This is a genomic window from Mesorhizobium sp. MC2-1-1 (genome assembly GCF_057597255.1).
In genome coordinates, this window is the sequence record NZ_CP195205.1 from 3850870 (window position 1) to 3868947 (window position 18078).

Below are 18078 nucleotides of genomic sequence, written 5' to 3' on the forward strand. Positions count from 1 at the left end.
TAGCCGCTCTTAACGAACTCGTTCGCCGGTCGCCGGCGACCACAGCGGCCATTGCTCGAGGAAATCGCAGCTGTGGATGACGACGCGCTGCCCGTCGACCAGGATGATCGAGTAGGCGGGCGGCGCCTGCTCGACCATCTCGTCGCCGGCAAGGTCGAGCATGAAGCGGGCATGCAGGCCGCGTTGTACCGAGAACGGAATCCCGGCGACCGTTCCGGCGATGTCGCGGTGGACATGGCCGAAGAAGATGTAGCGGACATTGCCATAGCGGGTCAGCACATCGATGAGCCGCTGCGGCTGATCGAGGCCGAGCGGGTCGAGCAGCGTTAGCCCTAGCTCGACCGGCGGATGATGCAGGAAGAGATAGGCCGCCCTGCCCGCCGCCTCGGCGAGCCGGGCGTCGAGCCAGTCAAGCCGGCCGTCGCACAACTCGCCGGTGACGCGGCCTTCCGACAGGCTGTCGAGGAAAACCAGCCGCCCTTGCGGCGTATCGAAAACCGACTGCGCGAAGCCGTTCTCGTCGGTCCCGTTTTCCGGAAAGGCGGCGATGAGATTGGCGCGACGGTCATGGTTTCCGGGCAATAGCCGATAAGGCACGATCAAGCGGTCCAGCGCCGCCTTCAGGTCGGCATAGGCTTGCGTCTCGCCGGCGTCTGTCAGATCGCCGGTGAAGACGCAGAGCGCCGCATCGCCGTGGCGGGCGTTGATGTGGTCGATGCAGCGGTCGAGCCGCTCATGCAGATCGGCGCCGTAACGGATTTCTCCCCGGCGGCCGAGATGGACGTCGGTAACCTGGATGATCTTCATTCGGTTAACCCTCAATCAAACTTCGCCAAGCCGTCGATCGCCTTACAGCGCCGGCTCCGGCACCGACGCCTTGAACACATCGAGCCTGCTGCCAGTCTCCGAGGAGAAGAAATGCAGGTCCGATTCGGCGAACTGCAGCCCAACCGTGCTGCCCGGCTCGGTATGGACGGTCTCGGATGTCACGATGGAGAACGGCGCGCCGTCGAGATCGACATAGACGACGCGGCCGGCGCCCAATTCCTCGATGAGGTCGACGGCGCCAGCGAGCGCTCCCGGCGTGCCCGGCGCCACCATGCGCACCGCCTCCGGGCGGATACCGACCGCGACTTTGGCGCCGACGGGGAGGCCCGTGCGCGACACGTTTAGCTTGCGGCTGCCGCCGAGCAGCGCCAGCCCATCGAGCGTGACGGTGCCTTCGAGCATGTTCATGGCCGGCGCGCCGACGAAGGTCGCCACGAAGCGGCTTGCCGGCCGGCTGTAGACTTCCGCCGGAGTGCCGACCTGCTCGACGCGGCCGGCGTTCATCACGACCAGCCGGTCGGCCAGCGTCATTGCCTCGACTTGGTCATGCGTGACGAAGACGGAGGTGGCGTTGAGCCGCCGGTGCAGCTTGCGGATCTCGGAGCGCATCTGCACGCGCAGCTTGGCGTCGAGGTTGGACAGCGGCTCGTCGAACAGGAACACCTTGGGCTCGCGGATCATCGCGCGACCCATGGCGACGCGCTGGCGCTGACCGCCGGACAGCGCCATGGGCTTGCGGTCGAGCAGATGCTCCAGTTCCAGCACGCGCGCGACCGCCTGGATACGCTGGGCGCGTTCGGCCGATGGAACGCCGGCCACCTTCAGCGAATAGCCGATGTTCTGCGCCACGCTCATATGCGGGTAGAGCGCATAGTTCTGGAACACCATGGCGCAGCCGCGCTCGCGCGGCTCGAGCTTGTTGACCACCGTGCCGTCGATGGCGATCGTGCCGTCGGAAATCTCTTCCAGGCCGGCGATCATCCTGAGCAGCGTGGACTTGCCGCAACCGGACGGCCCCAGGATGACGACGAATTCGCCCGAGGCGAAGTCGAGGTCGACACCGTGCACGACCTGCGTCCTTGCGTAGTTCTTCTTGACGCCGCGGATGGTGATGGAGGCCATTTTTTGTCTCCTTATTTTTCGGTGGCGATCAGGCCGCGCACGAACCAGCGCTGCATCAGAACCACCACGATCAGCGGCGGCAGCATGACGATCAGCGTGCCCGCCATGGCGATATGCCACTCCGGCGCGCCGCCGACATTGGGGATGAGCTGCTTGAGCTCCGTCACGGCCGTGGCGTGGCTGGCATCGGTGGTGATCAGCAGCGGCCACAGATACTGGTTCCAGGCCCACAGGAACATGATGGTGCCGAGCGCCGCCATATTGTTGCGTGACAACGGCAGCAGGATATCGATGAAGAAACGCAGCGAGCCGGCGCCGTCCATGCGCGCGGCCTCCGTCAGCTCGTCCGGCACGGTCAGGAAGAATTGACGGTAAAGGAAAGTGCCGGTGGCCGTCGCAACCAGGGGCAGGATCAGGCCGGTATAGGAATTGAGCAGCCCCAGGCTGAGCGAGACCTCAACGCCGGACACTTTCTCGATCAGCCAGCTTATCCCGGTCACGTCGAGGATTGCCTGATAGGGCGACAGCACGTTGGCTACAACCGCGTAGGTCGGCACGATGCGCACTTCGAGCGGTAGCATCAGCGTGACGAAGATCAGCCAGAAGATCAGCGTCCGGCCGGGATAGCGGAAATAGACGATCGAAAAGGCGGTGAGCGCCGAGATGATGACTTTGCCGGCAGCGACGCCGGCCGCCATGATGAAGGAGTTGAGCAGCTTCGGGCCGAGGTCGGCCGTCGTCCAGGCGGTCTTGATGTTGACCCAGAAGTCGCTGCCCGGCAGCAGCGACATCGGCACGTCGTTGACGTCCTTCAGGTTGTGCGATGCGGCGATCGCAACGATGGCGAACGGCGCCACGCAGAACACGAAGCCGGCAAACAGGATGAGATGCGTGAAGAAGTTGAGGATGGGAGTGCGCTCGACCATGGCCCGCCTCAGCGATAGTGCACGCGCCGCTCGATGAAGCGGAACTGGACGATGGTGAGAGCAACGATGAGCAGCATCAGGATGATGCTCTGCGCGGCGGCGCCCGAGTAATCGAGGCCTTTGAAGCCGTCGGAATAGATCTTGTAGACCATCAGATTGGTGGCGTTGGCCGGGCCGCCCGCGGTCATGATGTCGACGATCCCGAATGAGTCCTGGAAACTCTCGGTGATGTTGATGACCAGAAGGAAGAAGATGGTTGGAGTGATCAGCGGGAACTGGATGTCCCGGAAACGCCTGATGACGCCGGATCCGTCCATCGCCGCCGCCTCGATCAGCGAGCGCGGGATCGCCTGGAAGGCGGCGAGGAAGAAGATGAAATTGTAGCCGACATACTTCCAGGAAAAGGCGATGATGACGGAGGCCATCGCATCGGCGCCGTCGAGACCGGGGTCCCAGAAACCCGGCCAGAACCGGTTGACTACGGCCATGAAGCCGGCTTCCGGCGCCAGGATGAAACGAAACGCCAGCGCCAGAGCTGGCGCGGCGATGCCATATGGCCAGATCAGCACCACGCGGTAGAGCCATGAGCCGGCAAGCTGCCGATCGGTCAGGGCGGCCAGCACCAGCGCGATGATCATCGCCAGGCCGGTGCTTACCCCGGCAAAGACGAGGCTGGCGGTGATGGAATTCCAGTAGTCGGCGTTGGCGAGGATCGAGCGGAAATTGTCGAGCCCGACCCATATGTTGCCCCCGCCCCAGGGCTGCTGCAGCGTAAGCGACCAGTAAACCGCCTGGCCGGCAGGCCAGTAGAAGAAGGTGAAGATCAGGAGGAGCTGCGGCACCGCGAACAGGATACCGATCGTCCATCTGCCGAAAGTGACGCGTTTTTCCATCGATCCGCCGATGTCGTTGAACCGCTAGCCCGCTTTCTTGGCGCAAGACTAGATATGAAATGGCCGCCCGTCGAATCCTCGCGGGCGGCCGTTTTGCTATCCGGGATCAGGGCAGGGTCTTACCCGGATAGGTCTGCTGGAACCGCTCCAGGATCGCGTCGCCGTTCTTCACCAGGTTGTCGAGGCCTTCCTGCACGCTGACCTTGTTGGCGAAGATCGCCTGCATCTGCGTGCCGAATTCCGCTCGGATCTGGGTGAAATTGCCGAGGCGGATGCCACGGGTGATTTCCGTCGGCTCCGAGGCGGTCAGGCTGGCGATCGCCACCTCGCGGCCCTTGTAGGGTGCCTTGTCATAGAAGCCGCTGGACTTCATGTACTCGAAGCCCGACTTCGTGACCGGGATGTAGCCGGTGTTGGTCGACCAGAACAAGGCGGTCTTGGGGTCGTGGATGAAGTTGAGGAATGCGGCAGCGCCCTTGTACTCGGCGTCCGACTTGCCGGACAGCACCCACAGCGAGGCTCCGCCGACCAGCGAGTTCTTGCGCTCGGTGCCGGCATAGACCGGCAGCTCGGCGACATCCCAGTTCATGCCTTCCTTCTGGGTGCGACCGACAGTCCCGTGGTCGCCGACGGAGGTCATGATGACCTGGCAGGTCCCGGTGGCGAAGGCCTGCACCATATCCTGGCCGAGATCCTTCGACTTGATCTTGATGAGACCCGCGTCATACCACTTCTTGAGGTCGGTGACGTACTGGACGAACTTGGTCTTGTTGACTTCCAGACGGGCGTCGAGACCGTCATAGCCGTTGTTCTTGGTGGCGATCGGCTGGTTGTGCAACGCCGAGAACTGCTCCATCAGCTGCCAGCTTTCATTGGCCGAGATGTTGATCGCCATCGGGCAATCGTAGCCGGCGTCCTTCAGCGCCTTGAGGTCGGCGCCGACATCTTCCCAGGTCTTCGGCGCCTCGGTCTTGCCGATCTTGGCGAAGGCATCCTTGTTCCAGTACATCAGCGCCGTCGACGAGTTGAACGGGAAGGACAGCATCTCGCCCTTCGACGTCGCATAATAGCGGGCGATGCCGGGGAAATAGTCGCTGTAGTCGATCTTGTAGCCGTTCTCTTCCATCAGCTTGTCTGCGGGCTTGTAAGCTCCCGACAGCATCATGGTTGCGGTGCCGACATCATAGACCTGGACGACGGTGGGCTGCTTGCCGGCGCGGAAGGCGGCGATCGTGTTCTGCAGCGTGGCGTCGTAATTGCCCTGGCTGGTGCAGACGACCTCGTAGTCCTTCTGGGAATCGTTGAAGTTCTTGCACAGCGTGTCGACCACGCGGGCGAGATCGCCCGAAAGACCGAACCAGAAATCGAATTTGACCGGCTCCGCGAAAGCAGGAAACGCTAGCGCTGAACCGAGCGCGCCGGCGGCAAGGGCAGCAAGGCCCCGCTTGATGATCGTCATGGCTTTTCCCTCTTGAGTGGCAGTGTGACAAGGGTTTTGCGCAAGTCCTTGCCCGCTCTCATAGAGAAGGTATGTGACAGTTCTGTTGTGGCCCTGAGGCCCCTGTGGACAGCCGGTCTCTCCTCCCTGGCAGCGGTCGCGCCGGCATGAAAACGTCACATCGGCGCTCTAGAGCATGATCCCGAAAAGTGGGAACCGGTTTTCGGACAAGATCATGCCCCAACAAAGAGTTGGATCAGAATGGCGATTCAACGAAGCGCCGTCCTGATCCAGGAAGCTAGGGCGCCCCGACGCGGCGAAAAGACCTTTTAACCGGCTAACTGGATGAGAAGAGACATGCTGGTCCCGCAGCTCACGCACGTGCCTGTCAGCGCCCGCAACGCGATGCGGGACGGGCCGCGCGACAGCGCCACCCACCTGCGCCACGCGGCCGCCGTTCCCGCCCTTGGCGAAATCGAGATCGGCGGCCAGCCGTCGCGCGAGAGCGCCCGCGAGAGCTTGACCGTCATGGCCTGGAACGTCGAGCGACTTCGCCATCTCGATGCCATAGCCGGAACCATCGCGGGCCAGACGCCGGACGTCGTGCTGCTGTCGGAGGTCGACAAGGGCATGGCCCGTTCCGGCAACGGCCATCTGTTGGGCCGGCTAGCCGACCGGCTCGGCCACGCCTTTGCTTATGGCGTCGAATTCCTGGAACTCGGCACCGGCAACGATACAGAGCAGGCGGCAAATGGCGGCGCCGAGAACGCCGAGGGTTTCCACGGCAACGCAATCACCAGCGCCGTCCCGCTGATGCGGCCTTTTCTCGTTCGCTTCGACGCAGCCGGCGCCTGGTTCCTGCCGGAGCACGGCCAGCCGCGCATTGGCGGCCGCATGGCTCTGGGTGGCCAGGTGATGGCCGGCGACCGCCGTGTGACCGTCGTTTCCGTGCATCTCGAGAACCGCACCACGCCAGCCGGCCGGGCTGACCAGACGCGCCACCTGCTCGATGCCATCGACAAGTATGACGCCGAAGCGCCGGTTCTCATCGGCGGCGACTTCAACACGCTCACCGCCACCTACCCGGAGCGCAATGACGACCCGGCCGCGTGGCTAGGTCGCATCGCCGCGGAGCCCGACCGGCTGATGCGCCCCGACCGCCACGAGCCCCTCTTCGCGATCATGGCCGAACGAGGCTACGACTGGCGCGACGCCAACGCGTTGGACAAGCCGACGCAGCGGCGCGCAAGCGGCGACCTGACGCCTGCCGGCCATATCGATTGGTTCTTCACGCGCGGGCTCATCGCAAGCGCGCCGGCGACGCTCCCGGCGGTGAAGCCGGACGGCAGCCCGAGCTCCGATCACGAGGCGCTGGTCGTGACCGTCCGCGCGAGGTGAGCGTCGCGGCGAAGTCCCGCCGGCGTTCGGCTGTCACGGAGCCAGAGCCGCTTCCACCAGCCGCTTGGCGTCCGGGCTCGACCATTCGGCCGGGCCGTTCATATGCGCGATCAGGCAGCCTTCGCCATCGATCAGCATGGTGACCGGGAGCCCCAGCGCCAGCCCGCGCGTCTTGGCTTCGTTGAACAGCGCGATCGTCGGGTCCCGGTAGAAGGCGAGCGATTCAACGCCGGTCTCGTTGAGGAATTTCTTCGGCTTGGCATCATCGCCGGTGTCGACATTGACCGCGACGACCTCGAAGGCGTTGCCCCCCTTCTCCTTCTGCAGCGCATCCAGCGCCGGCATCTCGGCGCGGCACGGCGCGCACCATGTCGCCCATAGGTTGAGCAGCACCGTCTTGCCGGCATGGTCGGCAATCGTCATAGGCTTGCCGTCCGGGCCGTTGAAGGCAAGAGCTTTCAGCGATTGCGGCGGATCGGCCGGCTGCAGCGCCGCGACTTGGCCGACGGCCTTGGCGGCGACCTGCTTGGCGCGCCCGGCCTTGGCGGCGCAGGCGGCATCGTCCTTGCCGGTGGCCGCGGCGACCTTCTCTGGGGCATTGTTGCCAGAACCGCTCTCGCTGACATATACCGCGACCGCGCCAGCCAGCACGCCCGCCAGCAAAGCGGCCAGGATGAGGCGCGTAGCCGGAAAAAAGAATCTCTTGCCGTCTGCCATTTTCAAAACTGCTCCGGAGCACGGGTTATAGCTATGAGCGACAAGAAGGCCAGCAATCAGATGTGGGGCGGACGTTTTGCCTCGGGTCCGGCCGCGATCATGGAAGCGATCAACGCGTCGATAGGCTTCGACCGCAAACTCTATGCGCAGGACATAAGCGGATCGATCGCCCATAGCGAGATGTTGGCTGAAACAGGCATTATTTCGGCGGCCGATCAAGAAAAAATCGCTCACGGACTGAACACGATCCTGAAAGAGATCGAGGCCGGCAGGTTCGAATTCTCGACCAGGCTCGAAGACATCCACATGAATGTCGAGGCCCGCCTCGCCGAACTGATCGGCCCGGCGGCTGGACGGCTGCACACCGCCCGCTCCCGCAACGACCAGGTGGCGGTCGACCTGAGGCTCTGGGTCAAGCAGGAGTGCCAGCGCGTCGCCCACGCGCTGAAGGACCTGATCGCCGCCTTCCTCGAACGGGCCGAGGAGCATGCCGCCACCGTCATGCCCGGCTTCACCCATATGCAGGCGGCGCAACCGGTGACCTTCGGCCATCATTGCATGGCCTATGTCGAGATGTTCGGCCGCGACCTCTCGCGCGTCCGGGACGCCATCGAACGCATGGATGAAAGTCCGCTGGGCGCGGCGGCTCTTGCCGGCACCAGCTTTTCCATCGACCGCCACATGACCGCGAAGGCGCTGGGTTTCCGCGAGCCGACGCGCAATTCGCTGGACTCCGTTTCGGACCGCGACTTCGCGCTCGAGTTCCTGAGCCTCGCCGCGATCTGCGCGACGCATCTCTCCAGGCTCGCCGAGGAGATCATCATCTGGTCGACGCCGCAATTCGGCTTTATCCGCCTGTCGGATTCCTTCTCCACCGGCTCCTCGATCATGCCGCAGAAGAAGAACCCGGACGCCGCCGAGCTGGTGCGCGGCAAGACCGGTCGCGTCAACGGCCACCTCGTCGGTCTGCTGACCGTGATGAAGGGCATGCCACTGACCTATGGCAAGGACATGCAGGAGGACAAGGAAGCTGTCTTCGACGCCGCCGAGACGCTCGACCTGATGCTGGCGGCGACCGCCGGCATGGTGCGCGACATGACCGTCAACGCCGCCGCCATGAAGAAGGCCGCCGGCGCCGGCCATGCCACCGCCACAGACCTCGCCGACTGGCTGGTGCGCAATCTGGGCCTGCCATTCCGCGAGGCGCACCATGTCACCGGCCGCGCCGTGGCGCTTGCCGAGGAGAAGAAGGTCTCCCTGGAGAAGCTCTCGCTGGAGGACCTGCGTTCGATCCACCCAGGTATCACCGGTGATATCTTCTCCGTGCTTGCCGTGCAGAACTCAGTGAAGAGCCGCACGAGCTTCGGCGGCACCGCGCCGTCGGAAGTGCGCAAGCAGATCCGCTACTGGAAAAAGCGCCTCGCCAAGGCATGATGCATGTCGCCCGGAAGTGTGCGGCGGTTCTGGGACGACGACATGCATCGACGCAATTGCCCGGATGCAAAGTGCCGAAAACTCGGCTAAAAGCGGCGGCAACAGAAACAGTTTCGAACGGATGGATCGATGACCCGTAGCAGGATTTTTCTGACGCTCGCGCTGCTGGCGGCGGTTGTCACCGTCACGGCCTGCGGCAGGAAGACCGGGCTCGACACGCCCTATGAGGCGGCGGTGCAGGCGCGCAAGGATGCCGAGCACGCCAAGCAGCCGGTGCCGCCCGAGCCGGAGAAACCGGTCAAGGACCGGAAGTTCATCCTCGATCCCCTGCTCTAGAGCCGGCGGGATCACTCGATCCCATCGTGCGCCAACTTTCCGGAACCAACCCTCGTGAACCATTTCGATTACCGCGACGGCGTGCTCCATGCCGAGGACGTCGCCATCCCCGATATCGCAGCCGAGGTCGGCACGCCCTTCTATTGTTACTCGACGGCGACGCTGACCCGGCATTTCCGCGTTTTCAGGCAGGCTTTCGCCGGCCTCGAAGCGCTGGTCTGCTATGCCATGAAGGCGAACTCCAACCAAGCCGTGCTGAGGACGCTGGCCAGGGAGGGCGCGGGCGCCGACGTGGTCTCCGAGGGCGAGTTGCGCCGCGCTTTGGCCGCCGGCATCCCGGCGAACAAGATTCTGTTTTCCGGCGTCGGCAAGACCGCGCGGGAGATGGACTTCGCGCTTTCCGCCGGCATTCTCTGCTTCAACGTGGAATCCGAGCCTGAGCTGGAATTGCTGTCGGCGCGCGCCGTGGCGCTCGGCAAGGTGGCCCCTGTCTCGCTTCGCATCAATCCGGATGTCGACGCCAGGACGCACAAGAAGATCTCGACCGGCAAGGCCGAGAACAAGTTCGGCATTCCATGGCAGCGTGCCCGGCAGGTCTATGCCCGCGCGGCTGAACTGCCTGGCATCAAGGTCACCGGCATCGACACCCATATCGGCAGCCAGATCACCGAGTTGCAGCCATTCGACGATGCTTTCGCGTTGCTTGCCGAACTGGTCGGCGCGCTGCGCGCTGACGGGCATTCGATCGAGCATGTCGATCTCGGCGGCGGCCTCGGCATCCCCTACCGCGTCGACAACAGCCCGCCGCCGCTGCCGGACGCCTACGCCGAGATCGTCAGGAAGCACGTAACCCAACTTGGCCTGAAGGTGATGTTCGAGCCCGGCCGCCTGATCGTCGGCAATGCCGGGATCCTGGTGTCTGAGGTCATCTATGTGAAGGAAGGCGACGCGAAGAATTTCCTCGTCGTCGACGCCGCGATGAACGACCTGATCCGGCCGACGCTCTATGACGCCTTTCACGACATCAGGCCGGTGGTGCAGCAGCCTTCCTCCATGCCGCGCATGAAGGTCGATGTCGTCGGCCCGGTCTGCGAGACGGGCGACTTCATCGGCCTCGACCGCGACCTGCCGAGGCTGAAGCCTGGCGACCTTATCGCCGTTTCCACCGCCGGCGCCTATGGCGCGGTGCAAGCCGGCACCTACAACACCAGGCTTCTGGTGCCGGAGGTGCTGGTCGATGGCGACCGCTTCCATGTCGTGCGGCCGCGCCAGACCTATGATGAGCTGATCGGGCTCGATTCGATGCCCGACTGGCTGAAATAGCGGCGTGGGGCACCGCCCGCGCCCGAAGGAGCAGAGTCATGCCGGGAACGATCACACGCGAACGCATTGCCGTCGTGGAGCCGCGCATCCGTCCATATGTCCGTCATACGCCGGTGATGCGCGTCGACATGGCGGATTTCGGCCGTCCCGCCTTCCCGGTCGATCTCAAGCTCGAATGCCTGCAGCATTCAGGGTCGTTCAAGGCGCGCGGCGCCTTCACCAACCTGCTCGAGCGTAGGGTCCCGGAGGCCGGCGTGGTCGCCGCGTCCGGCGGCAACCATGGCGCCGCAGTCGCCTACGCCGCAATGAAGCTCGGGCATAAGGCCACCATTTTCGTGCCCGAGGTCAGCCCGCCGGCGAAACTCGGGCGCATCCGCGGCTATGGCGCGGAATTGGTGGTCGGCGGCGCCCGCTATGCCGAAGCGCTGGCCGCCAGCGAGGATTTCGCTGCCAGAACCGGCGCCCTGCAGGTCCACGCCTTCAACCAGGAGGAAACGCTGCTCGGCCAGGGCACGCTCGGTCTGGAGATCGAGGCCGACTTGCCCGAGATCGACACGCTGCTGGTCGCCGTCGGCGGCGGCGGCCTGATCGGCGGCATCGCCGCATGGTTTGCGGGACGCATCCGCATCATCGCCATCGAGCCGGAGGGCGCGCCGACGCTCTATCGCGCCCTGGAAGCCGGCCGGCCGGTCGATGCCCCGGCCGAGGGCATCGCCGCCGATTCGCTGGCGCCCAAGCGCGTCGGCGAGATGATGTTTCCGATCGCCGAGGCCTTCGTCGAGCGCTCGATCCTGGTCAGCGACGACGATATCGTCGCGACGCAGAAAGCGCTGTGGGACCGCGTGCGAATCATCGCCGAGCCGGGCGGCGCCGCGGCCTTCGCCGCCATGCTTTCCGGACGCTATGTGCCCGCCGACGGCGAGCGCGTGGCGGTGCTGGTCTGCGGTTCCAACACGAGCCCCGCCAATTTCTGATCTTAATCCGGCCGAACCGCTTCACGTTTTTGGAACCCGCCTCGCCTTTGCCGTGTTTGCTGTTATCCTTCTGACGATGACGTCCGGGCTGTTGAGCCCGGGCAGGAAGGGCCGATGACGGAACGACCCATTTCCAGCGGCGAACGCGCCTTGGCCTTGCGCCTGGCGCTCAGCCGGTTGGCGACGCGGGCCTCGATGGTTTTCGAGCGCGCCTGGCCGCTTGTGTTGCCGCTGACGATCGTCATCAGCCTGTTCCTCAGCTTTTCCTGGTTCGGCCTGTTCCCGCGCCTGCCCGACGTGGCGCGCATCGGGCTTCTGATCCTGTTCGCGCTGGCGGCGGTGGCGGCGCTCTATCCGTTCCGCTTCTTCCGCATGCCTTCGGCCGTCGAGGTCGACAGGCGCATCGAAGCTGCGAACGAATTGCCGCACAGCCCGGTGCAAGTGCAGACCGACCGGCCGAGCGGCGCCGAGAGCATCTTCTCGCAAGCGTTGTGGCGCGAGCACCAGAGGCGCATGGCCGAACGGCTTTCCAGTCTCGGCGCCGACCGCCCGCGCAGCCGCGTGCCGGACTACGATCGGTGGGGCCTGCGAGCCGTGGCGGGGCTGCTCTTCGTCACGGCGCTTGCCTTCTCCTTCGGACCTTTCGGCGGCAGGGTCAGCGACGGTTTCATTGCCCGCGCCGCGCGTGATTCGGTACCGCCGCGCATCGACGCCTGGGTGACGCCGCCCGCCTATACCGGCAAGGCGCCGCTGTTTTTGACCGCCGATGCCAACCAGGCAGTCCAGACCTTCTCGGTGCCGCAAGGCAGCGATGTTTCGCTGCGCGTCACCGGCGGCTCGGGCGAGGAAACGCTGAGCTACGCCGATCAAGGCGGTAATGCGCGCGCCATCGAGCCTGCGGCGCCCAAGGAGCCTGCGGCCGCCTCCAGCCAGGCCGCGCCCAAGGTGCGCCAGTTCTCAGGCAGGCTGGACTCGAACGGCACGCTGACGCTCAAATCCGGTGAAAGCGATCTTGGCCACTGGGCCTTTGCCGTCGTCCCCGACAGGCCGCCGACAATCCGCTTCGTCGGCGAGCCGAAGCGCGCCGTCAATGGCGCCATCGAGCTCAACTACCAGATCGACGACGACTACGGCGCCGCCTCCGCCAAGGCCGTTTTCGAGCTGTCTGCCCCGCCGGGCGCCAACGCGCATCCGCTCTATGGCCCGCCCGACATGCCGCTGACGCTCCCGCGCCGCGGCGGCAAGGCTAACGCGGCCAAGACGACCAAGGACCTGACCGAGCATGTCTGGGCCGGCAGCAACATCAAGCTGACGCTCACCGCTACGGACGATGCCGGCCACACGGCCAGCAGTGAAACCAAGACGCTTGTCATGCCCGAGCGGCCGTTCGCCAACCCGCTGGCCCGCGCGGTGATCGAGCAACGCCGGCTGCTGGCGCTCGACACGAACGCCAAGCCGCGTGTTCTGGACCTCATGGATGCGATCACGCTGCGCCCCGAGGACACGTTCGACAACATGTCGAACTATCTCGCCATCATGAGCGCCAGGAGCAGGCTGAAGCTCTCCGAGAGCGACGACCAGCTGCGCAACGTGGTGTCCTATCTCTGGGAGATCGCGCTCGGTATCGAGGAAGGCAATCTGTCGGCCGCCGAGCGACGGCTGCGCCAGGCGCAGCAGGCGTTGCAGGATGCCATCAAGAACGGCGCCAGCGATCAGGAGATCGAAAAGGCGATGAAGGAACTGCGCGAGGCGATGAACCAGTTCCTGCAGGAATTCGCCCAGCGCGCGCAGCAGAACCCGACGGCCCCGCAGATGCAGCAGAACGGCCGCGAGCTGCGCAAGAGCGATATCGATCGCATGATGGATCAGATCGAGAACCTGGCCAAATCCGGTGATCGCGACAAGGCCCAGCAGCTCCTCTCCGAGCTGCAGGACATGATGAACAACCTGCAGGCCGGCCGCCAGCAGCAGGGCGGCGAGCAGGACGGCGAGTTGCGTCAGCAGATGGACAAGCTCGGCGACATCATGCGGCGTCAGCAGGAGATGATGAACGACACCTTCCGGCTGGACCAGATGCAGCGCGGGCAGCGTGGCCAGGGCGAGGAACAGCAGCAGCTCGGCCAGGATGGCGAACAGGGCCAGTCCGACGGCCCGCAACAACCAGGCCCCGGCCCGGACCGCGATCCGTTGGGACGGCCGAAAATGTCGCCGAAGGATTTCGCCGATGCGTTGAAGCAGCTGCAGGAAGGCCAGGGCAAGCTGCAGAGCGAGCTCGACCAGTTGAAGAAGGGGCTTGAGGGCCTTGGCATGGAGCCCAATGAAGGCTTCGGCGAGGCTGGCAAATCCATGGGCAACGCCGAACGGTCGCTCGGCGAAGGCGATGGCGACGTGGCCGTCGGCCACCAGGGCCGCGCGCTGGAAGCGCTGCGCCGTGGCGCCAAGGACATGATGAAGCAGATGCAGGCTATGCAGGGCGATCAGGGCGGCAGCGAGCAGGGCGGCCGCCGACAGGACGCCGACCGCGATCCGTTGGGACGGCCGCGCGGCACGAACGGCCCGGATGACGGCACCTCGGTCAAGGTTCCCGACGAGATCGACGTTCAGCGCGCCCGCCAGATCCTCGACGCGATCCGCAAGCGGCTGGGCAACGCGCTCAGCCCAGATATCGAGCGCAGCTATCTCGAACGGCTGCTGGAGCTGAAATAGTTTGGAGGACGGCTTGCGGGTTCCGCCATCGATGGCGGTTGCCGCCGCTCAGCCACCAACAGCCGCGCCCGCCTGCCTCGTCAACATGAAGGCCTCGCGGATTGCGTTCTCCATGCCGTCGATCGCCTCGCCGGTCGCCAGCGGATTGCGGTGCAGCACGACGTTTGACGAATCGATGTCGCCGAAACCGTCGGCGGCCTTGAGTTCACGGCAATCGGGCGGGATGTTGCTGCGCGAGATCGGCGCGATTGCCAGGCCGGACGTGACCGCAAGCGTCAAGCCGCCATTGGTGTCACTGGTGTAGGCGACGCGGTAGTCGAGGCCGCGCTGCTGCAGCGACTTGATGGCGAAGTCACGGCACCAGCCGTTGCGGCTGTAAAGCGCGATCGGCACCGGTCGCTCCTCATGCATGTCGTGCAGCGTCGAAGTCACCCACACTGTCGGATCGTGCATCAGCACCTCGCCGCCCGAAGAGCCCTCCCATTCGAACACCACCGCGAGATCGAGCTCGCCGGACGCAAGCGCCTTCACCTGCGAATCCGAATGAGCGTAGCGCACCGTGACCTCGACGCGCGGATGACGCTTGGCAAATTCGCCCAACGCCCGCGACAGGATCGAACGGCCATATTCGGCCGGGATGCCTATACGGACCAGGCCGCCGAGCGGTGGCGCCACCAGCGAGGCCGCCGTCTCGTCGAGCAGCGAGACGATCCGGCGCGCGTTCGAGATCAATTCGCTGCCGCGCCGCGTCAGCGCCACGCCGCGCGAGCCACGTTCGAACAGGTCATCGCCGACCATGTCCTCCAGCTTCTTCATCTGCATCGACACAGCCGACTGCGTGCGTCCGGCTTTTTCCGCCGCGCGCGTGAAATTACCGGTTTCGGCCACCGCCACGAAGGTGCGCAAAAGGTCGCTGTCGAGCATGGGCTTCATCGATGCCGCCATAAGAAAATTTCATTGCTGGTATCATTCCAATTCGTTTGCACTATGTCAAACACCGCAGGATAGTGGCTACACCCATTGGATATGCGGCCGCGAATTTGGCCGCGGACCGATAGATGAGTCCTCACTCGTACCCGCTGCCTGAAAACGGTAGCGGGTTCTTTTTGCTGGTAAGTCACGGCTTGCGGGGGGCCGATACTGATGCGGAACCGGATGGTGCTTGGCATTCTGAGCCTCTGTCTCGGCGTGCTGGTTTTCTCGCTGCAGGATCCCCTGGTGAAGGCAGTGTCCGGCCGCTATCCGGTAACCGAGGTGATGGCCATCCGTGCGATCGTCGCGCTGCCGATCCTGATCGCGCTCGTGCAGGCCGATGTCGGCCTGAAGGCAGTTCTGTCGAGGCGATTCGGGATGCTGACGCTGCGCGCCTTCATCCAGTTCTCGTCTTACACGGTCTACTATCTGGCGATCGCCGCCCTGCCTCTGGCCGACGCGGTGGCGCTCTATTTCATGGCGCCGCTGTTCATCATGGCGATGGCCGGTCCCTATCTCGGCGAACGCGTCTCGTGGAAAACGCTGGCAACGGTGCTGGTCGGCCTGGTCGGCGTTTTTGTGATGGTGCGTCCGGGCGCCGGCGTGTTCGACTGGGCGGCGCTGCTGTCGCTGGGCTCCGCCTTTCTGTACGGCTTTTCACAATTGATGGCGCGCCGCATCGGCGACACCGAATCGTCGACGGTAATGGCCTTCTACCAGAACGGCGCCTATCTGAGCGGCGCCGTTGCCGTTGCGATCGTCTTTCACGTTGCCGGCATCACCCATGCGGCGCATCCAAGCGTCGAATTCCTGGTTCGGCCATGGGTATGGCCGGCGATGCCGGATTTCCTGAAGATGGCCGCCTGCGGCTTCGTCGCTTCCGCCGGCATGATCCTGCTGTCGCAGGCCTACCGGATGGCGCCGGCCAACCGGGTCGCCACTTTCGAATATACCGGCATCCTGTGGTCGCCGCTGTGGGGATTCCTGTTCTTTGCCGAGGTGCCGCGTGAGACGACCTTACTGGGCGCGGCGCTGATCATCGGCGCCGGCCTGCTTGCGCTCACCGGGGGACGCCGGCGCAATCCGGCACCGGCCGCCGGTGTGGTCTCAAGCGAAGCAGCTTAGGGCTTTGCCGACGCGGGCGCGTATCTCGGCAAGCGTGAAAGGCTTCTCCACGACGTCGAGGATGATGCCATTGAGTTCCTCCGCGCGCTCACGCTGGTCGGCATAGCCGGTCATCAGCATGATCCTCATCGTCGGGAACTCTTTCGCGGCGGCCGTCGCCATTTCAATGCCGTCCATCTCCGGCATGCGGATGTCGGACACCACCAGATCGTAGCCGCCAAGGGCCTGCCGGATCATGTCCAGGCCCCGCGCGCCGTCGGTGGCGGTGGTGACATTGTGCCCATCGCGCTCCAGCGCGCGGGCAGCGAGGGTGCGGACGGAATCATCGTCCTCGACGATCAGAAGCTTTGCCATGCCGGAATTGATGCCGCCGAAACGTTGACTTTTTCTGAAAATTCTAACGATCAGCGGCTTCTTGCGATGGACGCCGGCATTCTTCAGGCGTCGCCCTTCACCACCCCGACAAACGGCAATTCACGGAACGCGTGCGCGACATCCATTCCATAGCCGACCACGAAATAGTCCGGACAATCGAAGCCGACATAGTCGGCGTTGAGCGCTGTCTGGCGGCGCATCCGCTTGTCGAGCAGCACGGCGATGGCGCAGCTCTTGGCACCGCGCGACAGCATCAGGTCGCGAGTGTAGGAAAGGGTCTTGCCGGATTCCAGTATGTCGTCGATCAACAGCACGTCGCGACCGGCGACCTCGTTGTCGATGTCGCGCAGCACCCTGACCTCGCCGCTCGTCGTGCCGGCGCCGTAGCTCGAAATGAAGATGAACTCGACCTCCGGCGACAGACCAACATCATGCATGGCGCGAATGAGATCGGCGGCGAAGACAAACGAACCTTTGAGGATGGAGATCACCAGGAGATCATGGTAGTCGCGCCCGGCGATTTCCTTGGCGAGCTCTAGATTGCGGCGCGCGATCGCCGACGCCGAAAACAGGACCTCAATGTCCTTGCCGCGCACAACTGGCATTCTTTTTGTCCTTTGAAATCGGATGCAACGTCGGAAGATGAGGTGTGTTGAGATTCAGGTCGGCCGGGTCGAGAACGATGGCTTCCGAGAACCGGAGCGGAGCGTACTTGAAGTACGTGAGCACCGGAAGCGCAGGAAGCCGTCGTTCGCAGGCCAGCCTCACCTGAAGATCGACACACCTTAGCCGGCGAAGATTACAGAGACGGTCTTCACGCCGTCTTTAGGCACATCGAGGCGGCTGGAAAAGCCGAATCTTTCGCCGGGCCCCAGGGAACGGCTCGATGTCCCCAGCCTGTAGCGTATAATGTTCGACTTGTTGTCGATGACCCGGATTTCGAGCGGCGGCAGCGCCTCCGATCTGGTCCCGTCATTGGCCGCCTCGCCATCAACGAAAAGCACCGGTTTCAGGCCCGAGGCATCGATGCGCGACGTCACGCCGGAAATCGTCAGCGCGCTTGCGGGTTGCTCGGCCATCAGGAATGGACCCTGCCGCACCAGCGCATGGCCACCCGACACCCAGAAGGAGACCAGCGCCATGCCGACGCCGGCGATCCAGAAAATCGGACCGCCGCGCGAGGAACGCGCCGGGGCGGTCTCGGGTTTGCGCAGCATGCCCATGCCTTGGATCGGCGGAGCCGAGAGGATCGGCGCCGGCGCCGATGGCAGCGGGTGAGCGGCAAGACGCGGGAGCACCACATAGTCGGCATCGACGATGTCGGCCGCATCGACAATGACGCGCTCCGGCCAGGCATTTGTTGCCGTGCCGGTCATGATTTCGCCGGAAACAGGGCGCGCGGTTCTCTCGTCAGCCATTACGGCACCAGTGCAGCTTCGTTTCTTTTGCGTAAACGCAATTGGTTAACGCTTCGCCACCGGAATGGCTTTGAGACGTGGAAATCGAGCCGA

The 18078-nt window shown here is 64.5% G+C and carries 17 protein-coding genes; 7 read left to right on the forward strand and 10 right to left on the reverse strand.

Annotation, left to right across the window (positions count from 1 at the left end; translation table 11 throughout):
* Positions 1-9: 9 nt before the first annotated feature.
* The 5 genes from ACR64R_RS19025 to ACR64R_RS19045 all read right to left on the reverse strand — a co-directional run bounded on the left by ACR64R_RS19025 (position 10) and on the right by ACR64R_RS19045 (position 5228).
* The gene (locus ACR64R_RS19025) at positions 10-807 is read right to left on the reverse strand and encodes a phosphodiesterase (protein ID WP_487357844.1); all 798 of its coding nucleotides are present in this window, start codon (positions 805-807) and stop codon (positions 10-12) included.
* Positions 808-849: 42 nt separating this feature from the next.
* Entirely contained in the window at positions 850-1950 is a 1101-nt protein-coding gene (gene ugpC / locus ACR64R_RS19030) for a sn-glycerol-3-phosphate ABC transporter ATP-binding protein UgpC (protein WP_487357845.1), read from the reverse strand.
* An 11-nt stretch (positions 1951-1961) separates the two neighbouring features.
* Positions 1962-2876: an ABC transporter permease subunit gene (locus tag ACR64R_RS19035; protein ID WP_487357846.1), complete on the reverse strand. Its 915-nt coding sequence runs from the start codon at positions 2874-2876 to the stop codon at positions 1962-1964.
* An 8-nt stretch (positions 2877-2884) separates the two neighbouring features.
* On the reverse strand, positions 2885-3769 hold the full coding sequence (locus ACR64R_RS19040) for a carbohydrate ABC transporter permease (RefSeq protein WP_487357847.1): 885 nt from the start codon (positions 3767-3769) through the stop codon (positions 2885-2887).
* Between the two features lie 106 nt (positions 3770-3875).
* Entirely contained in the window at positions 3876-5228 is a 1353-nt protein-coding gene (locus ACR64R_RS19045; protein ID WP_487357848.1) for an extracellular solute-binding protein, read from the reverse strand.
* Between the two features lie 336 nt (positions 5229-5564).
* On the opposite strand from ACR64R_RS19045, the gene ACR64R_RS19050 reads away from it, so the two are divergent.
* Positions 5565-6605 carry an endonuclease/exonuclease/phosphatase family protein gene (locus ACR64R_RS19050; RefSeq protein ID WP_487357849.1) on the forward strand — a complete coding sequence of 347 codons (1041 nt, stop codon included), beginning with the start codon at positions 5565-5567 and terminating at the stop codon, positions 6603-6605.
* Between the two features lie 33 nt (positions 6606-6638).
* Here ACR64R_RS19050 and tlpA read toward each other — a convergent pair whose 3' ends face one another.
* A complete protein-coding gene (tlpA, locus tag ACR64R_RS19055; RefSeq protein ID WP_487357850.1) occupies positions 6639-7322 on the reverse strand; it encodes a thiol:disulfide interchange protein TlpA in 684 nt (227 codons plus the stop codon).
* A 33-nt stretch (positions 7323-7355) separates the two neighbouring features.
* On the opposite strand from tlpA, the gene argH reads away from it, so the two are divergent.
* The 5 genes from argH to ACR64R_RS19080 all read left to right on the forward strand — a co-directional run bounded on the left by argH (position 7356) and on the right by ACR64R_RS19080 (position 14095).
* Entirely contained in the window at positions 7356-8756 is a 1401-nt protein-coding gene (gene argH, locus ACR64R_RS19060; RefSeq protein WP_487357851.1) for an argininosuccinate lyase, read from the forward strand.
* A gap of 129 nt (positions 8757-8885) precedes the next feature.
* A complete protein-coding gene (locus tag ACR64R_RS19065; protein ID WP_487357852.1) occupies positions 8886-9092 on the forward strand; it encodes a lipoprotein in 207 nt (68 codons plus the stop codon).
* 54 nt (positions 9093-9146) lie between these two features.
* Positions 9147-10415, forward strand: coding sequence for a diaminopimelate decarboxylase (gene lysA, locus ACR64R_RS19070; RefSeq protein WP_487357853.1), 1269 nt, complete (start codon positions 9147-9149; stop codon positions 10413-10415).
* A 38-nt stretch (positions 10416-10453) separates the two neighbouring features.
* The gene (locus ACR64R_RS19075) at positions 10454-11389 is read left to right on the forward strand and encodes a threonine/serine dehydratase (RefSeq protein ID WP_487357854.1); all 936 of its coding nucleotides are present in this window, start codon (positions 10454-10456) and stop codon (positions 11387-11389) included.
* Between the two features lie 114 nt (positions 11390-11503).
* Positions 11504-14095, forward strand: coding sequence for a TIGR02302 family protein (locus tag ACR64R_RS19080; protein ID WP_487357855.1), 2592 nt, complete (start codon positions 11504-11506; stop codon positions 14093-14095).
* A 48-nt stretch (positions 14096-14143) separates the two neighbouring features.
* Here the strand turns inward: ACR64R_RS19080 and ACR64R_RS19085 are convergent, their stop codons facing one another.
* Positions 14144-15028, reverse strand: coding sequence for a LysR family transcriptional regulator (locus tag ACR64R_RS19085; protein WP_487357856.1), 885 nt, complete (start codon positions 15026-15028; stop codon positions 14144-14146).
* Between the two features lie 210 nt (positions 15029-15238).
* On the opposite strand from ACR64R_RS19085, the gene ACR64R_RS19090 reads away from it, so the two are divergent.
* Positions 15239-16192: a DMT family transporter gene (locus ACR64R_RS19090; RefSeq protein WP_487357857.1), complete on the forward strand. Its 954-nt coding sequence runs from the start codon at positions 15239-15241 to the stop codon at positions 16190-16192.
* On the opposite strand, the gene ACR64R_RS19095 is transcribed toward ACR64R_RS19090, so the two are convergent.
* From ACR64R_RS19095 to ACR64R_RS19105, 3 genes are all read right to left on the reverse strand, one after another.
* A complete protein-coding gene (locus ACR64R_RS19095; protein WP_487357858.1) occupies positions 16175-16546 on the reverse strand; it encodes a response regulator in 372 nt (123 codons plus the stop codon). The genes ACR64R_RS19090 and ACR64R_RS19095 overlap by 18 nt on opposite strands.
* Before the next feature lie 83 nt (positions 16547-16629).
* Entirely contained in the window at positions 16630-17172 is a 543-nt protein-coding gene (gene hpt / locus ACR64R_RS19100) for a hypoxanthine phosphoribosyltransferase (protein ID WP_095816886.1), read from the reverse strand.
* 180 nt (positions 17173-17352) lie between these two features.
* On the reverse strand, positions 17353-17985 hold the full coding sequence (locus tag ACR64R_RS19105) for a hypothetical protein (RefSeq protein WP_487357859.1): 633 nt from the start codon (positions 17983-17985) through the stop codon (positions 17353-17355).
* Between the last annotated feature and the right edge of the window lie 93 nt (positions 17986-18078).